The following is a 5550-nucleotide window of genomic DNA, read 5'->3' as shown; positions in this document are numbered from 1 at the left end:
TGGCACTTCTTAAAGCCTTACTTCGCCCCCTCCCTGAGAAAAATTAGCTCCTGATCAAGGAATGCAGCGGCGCTGGGATCTTTCTCCCTGAAGCTCTTACCTATCTCCTGGCCAGGCGCACTTTTAGGAGCTGCCTGACTGCTGCGTGCAGCCGCAACCTCCCGTGCGTTGGTAAACTCTTCAAGGTATTTTCTACACCTATTTACTGCCAGCCTGAAAACGGCAGCAAGGTCTAACTGCTCGCCTACTATTTCGCGCAACGCGACCACTGTGTTCTTGTCCCCCTTACGTGCAACCGCGGTGCACGCTCCGGAGCTTAGCTCATGCGCCCTCTGGCTAGCCAAGATCACCAGCCTGAATCTGTTGCCATCATAGCAAGAGAAATACCCAGAATCACCTTCCCGCATCCTACACCTGCAAAAAACCTTCCCGGATTATACGGGCCTATCACCCACATTGCAACAAAATACCTTCCCCTGTAAGCGCTTGTGGACGGTATGAGATTGATATCCGTTGTGTAGGTGTATGCTCCACTGCCTGGCCACAATAAGTTTGAATGGTTTGGGGTGTTGAGAACTTTGTGATATGGTGCGTCACAACATCAGGTGGCATGCGGCTTGACACAGCGCACCACCGACGAGGTGCGGCTGATACGTAATACGGCAGCCGCTGGGCTCTGGATTCAGGGAATGTGCAACAATGGGCTTGTCGTGCAGGGGAATGCTCCGCGCACTCCCGAGGTCAGTAGTCGTCTTTTGACAGCACTATGAGGTTTATTGCGTCCAAGTTGCCTGCAGCCTGTTCTTCCACGTTTGAGAGCCCGGTCTTTCTCATTGAGACTGAAAGTTCTATCTTGCAGTGTAATCTGAGTAGGAATACCAGCAGTCTCTCTAGAGAGAAACCTGCCGCTTTGCCGTTGATTATCTGAGAGACTTTTGGCTGATCTACCCCGAGCACCTTGGCCGCAGCTATCTGATTCCACTGACTCTTATGTATGATTTCCTTTATTATGCCTAAAATCTGAGGCTTTATCTTTTGTCCACTGGGTGCACGCTTTTCTGTCATAGAACTCTCCATCCGGTATCGGGAACGTATATCTTTTTGCGACTATTTTTATACAACGAAGGGCATACCAACAGCCGATTCGATGCTTATCCAACAACGCTGCGACTATAGCTTATGTAGAATGGTATCATATTTATATACAATTGATTAATTTTCTAATAAAGCATAGGTCAAACTTGTTGCGTCAAGCAAATCAGCCTCTGCTTAGGGTTGTAATTCTTATGACAGTTATATACTAACGGTGCACACACTTATGCATGGCAAAGATGCATCCCGGTGCAGAGTTTGTATGCTATGATTGCATATTTTTATGTGTCAGGTTGTGATGTACTTAGTAGGCATAACGTTTATAATCTGAACGGCATGTTGACTTGTCAGCGGGTTGGAATTTTTTGGTATGGGTTATAACTTTAAGCTTGTCGAGCAAGAAATACAAAAGCGGTGGGATTTTAAAATTGCGGGGAATGATGGAATAAACTGCTATGTTTTGGGGATGTTTCCTTATCCCTCTGGAAATATCCACATGGGGCACATACGCAACTACACAATTGGCGATGTGATCGCAAGGTACAAACGCGCGCATGGGCTCAAAGTTCTGCATCCCATAGGGTGGGATGCGTTTGGGCTTCCTGCAGAAAATGCTGCGCTGTCATACGGAGTCAACCCCGCGGTGTGGACCGAGCGCAATATAGAGTCTATGCGCAAGCAATTGAAATCTATTGGCATCTCGTACAATTGGGATAGAGAGCTTGCCACCTGCAAGGAAGACTATTACAAACACGAGCAGGCTTTTTTTCTCGATTTCTTGCAGCAAGGTCTGGCCTACCGTAAAGAATCCTGGGTAAATTGGGATCCGGTAGACAACACAGTACTGGCCAACGAACAGGTTGTAGACGGCAGAGGCTGGCGGTCTGGTGCAAAAATTGAGCGTCGAAAACTGTCCCAATGGTTTCTAAAAATTACCGATTTTGCCGACAGCCTGCTTGACGGGCTAAAAACCCTTGATGGCTGGCCGGAGAAGGTCAAGCTCATGCAAGAGCGGTGGATAGGCAAGACTGAGGGAGTTATTCTCGAGTTTGCAACCAGCTGTGGACAGAAACTGGAAGTATTTTCCACAATGCCGCATATGCTATTTGGGGCATCTTTCTGTGCAGTATCGGCCGAGCATCCCATATTACGGCATGTCACTGATGAGGCTTTTTCTGCGCGTGTGCGCGGCATTATTGAGTGTTCAGGTGATGAGGAAAAGCAGAAAATAGGTGCGGATACCGGGCTTTTTGCTACGCACCCGCTTCTGGACCGTAAACTACCGATCTACGCTGCAAACTATGTGCTGTCAGAATACGGCACGGGTGCGGTTTTTGGGTGTCCTGCACACGATCAACGGGATTTTGAATTCGCGGTCGCGCATGGCCTCGACATATACCAGGTAGTATTTCCCGATGATGGTGTGCAATATGACCTGCAGAAGGAGGCTTATTCTGGGGATGGCACGTATAGGAACTCTGAATTTCTGAACGGCCTCAGAGTTGATGCAGCTCGGAATGCCATGATACAAAAACTAGAGTCTATGGGCGGCTGTAGGCGGGTTACGAACTACCGTTTGCATGATTGGGGCATATCCAGGCAGCGCTATTGGGGGTGCCCAATTCCGGTAGTACACTGCGAGAAGTGTGGTATAGTGCCGGTGGATAGGCAGGATCTGCCCATCTCTTTGCCCGAGGAGGTGGATTTTTCAAGGGGGGGGAATCCTCTAGATCATCATCCTACATGGAAGCATGTTCAATGCCCAAAATGCCAATCAAGCGCCCAGCGCGAGACAGATACTTTTGATACATTTTTTGAGTCATCCTGGTACTTTGCGGCGTTCTGTAGCGAGCAAGGAGGCATCAACGCAGCCGACTGCAACAAATTGCTGCCCGTAGACTATTATATAGGTGGAGTGGAGCATGCCGTATTACATTTACTTTACGCGAGGTTTTTCTGCAGAGCACTTAAGAAATGTGGACATTTAGCGGTGGAGGAGCCTTTTCGCAATTTGATCACGCAGGGTATGGTTTGCCACTCCGTATATAGAGATGCAGCGGGGAACTACTTGTTTCCAGAGGACGCGCAACGCATGATCCGTGACGGCGAGGCCGTACAGCGCGGGAAAGTTGAAAAGATGAGCAAGTCGAAGAAAAATGTTGTGGATCCCAGCCACATCATAAAAAAATACGGGGCCGACACCGTGAGGTTATTTATGCTGTCTGACACTCCACCTGAGCGCGACATCGAGTGGTCAGATGTTGGGGTAGAGGGTGCATGGCGATACTTGGAGCGGTTATGGAGGTTGTTTGAGGACAATAGCTCCATAGGCGCAGATTTTGATACTGCTGACGTGAAAGCTGAAGACCGCGTCTATCTGTCAGGCATACACAAGCTTCTCCGGGGTCTAAGTGCGGATATGGAGCACTGCAGGCTCAACTGTGCGGTTGCCAAATTTAGGGAGATGAGCAACACGGTTTTTGAGATGGTAAAGTGTGGCGTGAGCCAGCAAGTAATCAATGAATCGGTATGTATTTTGCTCAGGGTGATGGAGCCATTTATCCCCCATATAGCCGAAAAGTTATGGGAGCGCATAGGAGGCGAAGGTATGTTATGTAACAGACAGTGGCCGTCTGCGCGAGAAGATTTGTTGACTGAAGATCTCGTCACGATTGCGGTGCAAGTGAATGGCAAGCTGTGTAGTACGCTTAAAGTGGGTGCCCAATGCGATGGTGAAGAGGTAAAAGCGGAGGCGCTGAAGGTTGCGCAGCGCAAGCTCGGTGATAAAGAAGTGCGCAACATTTACTTTGTGCCTGGCAGGGTTGTGAATATTGTGACGAAATAAAACCCGCCAAATTTCCGCATGGCCGTGCACGCTAGTCCTCAGGCCATTTGCGGTATGCGACTCAGGTTTTGAGCGATAAAGGACAGCGCTTGCCCTATAATTATAATGTAGAATTATAATGTGGGTGGAGTGCGACGCAAAAGCAGCCGAAGTGCGCACGCCACGCTACGTTGATATGATGGCTGCCAGCGAGCTTATGTGCACTGGTTCGCCGCACCAACCGGCTTGTTTAGATGGCCAACTGCGCGTTTTGCGAGGCGGAGCGGTGTTGTGTCTCTGTGGATACGTGTTAGAATACGGCAGCTCTTCGGCCGGGTTTGGATGTGATCGTAGATTCGCACTGCCACCTCAATCACTTTGATGATTCTGCGATACAAGATGTGGTGAAGCAGGCCACAGATGCCGGTGTGGCGCTCATGCAGACTGTTTGCACTACGCTGAGCGAATTTCCAACGCTGCTAAAAATTTCCAGTAACCATAAGCAGGTCTATGCATCAGTGGGGGTGCATCCATGCAACTCTGCAGAAGGAGAGTCAGTTTCTGCTGAAGATTTGATCGAATTGGCTAGGGGGGAGAAAGTCATCGGGTTGGGAGAAACTGGGCTTGACTTTTATAGATGTGAGGATGGCGCGGACTGCCAGGAAAAAAATTTTGTGGCCCACATTTCCGCAGCGAGGGAGTTGGGTTTGCCGGTAATCATTCATTCCAGAAATGCCGATGCGAAAATGGCGGAGATTTGCGCCTCTGAGATGAGGGCAGGGGCGTTTAAGGGCGTGATGCATTGCTTCGCCTCGTCTATGGAGCTTGCGAGGAGCTCGCTGGATACCGGACTATATATATCGTTCTCCGGCATACTGACCTTTAAGAATGCCGCATCCCTCAGGGAGATCGCCAAGTTTGTGCCCAGGGACAGGGTCTTGGTGGAGACAGACTCTCCGTTTTTGTGTCCGGAGCCCCACCGAGGTAAAAAAAATTCCCCGGCGATGACGAAGCTTGTTGTAGAATGCTTGGCACAAATTTGGGGGGAGGCTGTAGAGGTTGTGAGCGAGATTACCACCAAGAACTTCTTTGCACTTTTTGACAAGTGTTCACGTCACTACAATGCGCAGTAGTCCGATAATTTGTGCGCTGGATATGATGGATATCACCCGCGCACTTGAGGTGACTAAGGCGATATCCGGCAAGGTTGCCATGGTAAAATTGGGGCTGGAGTTCTTCACTGCATACGGTATTACTGGTGTGCGGCAGGTAATTGAGCTCGGCGTACCCGTGTTTCTTGACCTAAAGCTTCATGATATCCCAAATACGGTGGTTAGGGCCATACATTCGGTCAAAGACTTAAATATTGCCATGCTTACCATTCACGTGAGTGGGGGGAAGGACATGATGCGCGCCGCGGCTGATGCCTTGTCTGATACAAATATACTTCTTGCCGGGGTTACGGTTTTGACGAGCATTGGCGGCGATGACTTCATAGATTTCGGAATACATGAGTCTTTGGAATCTCACGTCATGAGGCTGGTAGGCCTGGCTGTGGGTGCCGGGTTGCGAGCTGTGGTATGTTCTGCCCATGAAGTCGGTGTGATACGTGGCAGATATCCGGACATTACGCT

At 49.5% G+C, this 5550-nt stretch carries 4 protein-coding genes and 1 pseudogene; 3 read left to right on the top strand and 2 right to left on the bottom strand.

Going from position 1 to position 5550, the window contains the following annotated elements; genetic code table 11:
• Positions 1-9 precede the first annotated feature (9 nt).
• A pseudogene (gene rpoZ / locus GAC_RS02540) lies at positions 10-407 on the bottom strand (DNA-directed RNA polymerase subunit omega).
• Positions 408-741: 334 nt separating this feature from the next.
• Entirely contained in the window at positions 742-1065 is a 324-nt protein-coding gene (locus GAC_RS02535; RefSeq protein ID WP_010264009.1) for a helix-turn-helix domain-containing protein, read from the bottom strand.
• 397 nt (positions 1066-1462) lie between these two features.
• Here GAC_RS02535 and leuS point away from each other — a divergent pair, with 397 nt between their 5' ends.
• From leuS to pyrF, 3 genes are all read left to right on the top strand, one after another.
• A complete protein-coding gene (gene leuS / locus GAC_RS02530; RefSeq protein WP_037348667.1) occupies positions 1463-3937 on the top strand; it encodes a leucine--tRNA ligase in 2475 nt (824 codons plus the stop codon).
• 323 nt (positions 3938-4260) lie between these two features.
• Positions 4261-5049, top strand: coding sequence for a TatD family hydrolase (locus GAC_RS02525; protein WP_010264018.1), 789 nt, complete (start codon positions 4261-4263; stop codon positions 5047-5049).
• Positions 5039-5550, top strand: a 512-nt coding sequence (gene pyrF, locus GAC_RS02520; RefSeq protein ID WP_037349336.1) for an orotidine-5'-phosphate decarboxylase, incomplete at its 3' end; no start/stop codon positions are given. The genes GAC_RS02525 and pyrF, both read left to right, overlap by 11 nt.

The organism is Anaplasma marginale str. Florida (assembly GCF_000215485.1).
Lineage (GTDB): Bacteria > Pseudomonadota > Alphaproteobacteria > Rickettsiales > Anaplasmataceae > Anaplasma > Anaplasma marginale.
This window is presented reverse-complemented; position numbering and strand designations above follow the sequence as displayed.

What these genes read in the sequence shown, in the direction of transcription:
- GAC_RS02535 (WP_010264009.1), bottom strand. Translation starts at nt 1,065, where the DNA reads ATGACAGAAAAGCGTGCACCCAGTGGACAAAAGATAAAGCCTCAGATT.
- leuS (WP_037348667.1), top strand. Translation starts at nt 1,463, where the DNA reads ATGGGTTATAACTTTAAGCTTGTCGAGCAAGAAATACAAAAGCGGTGG.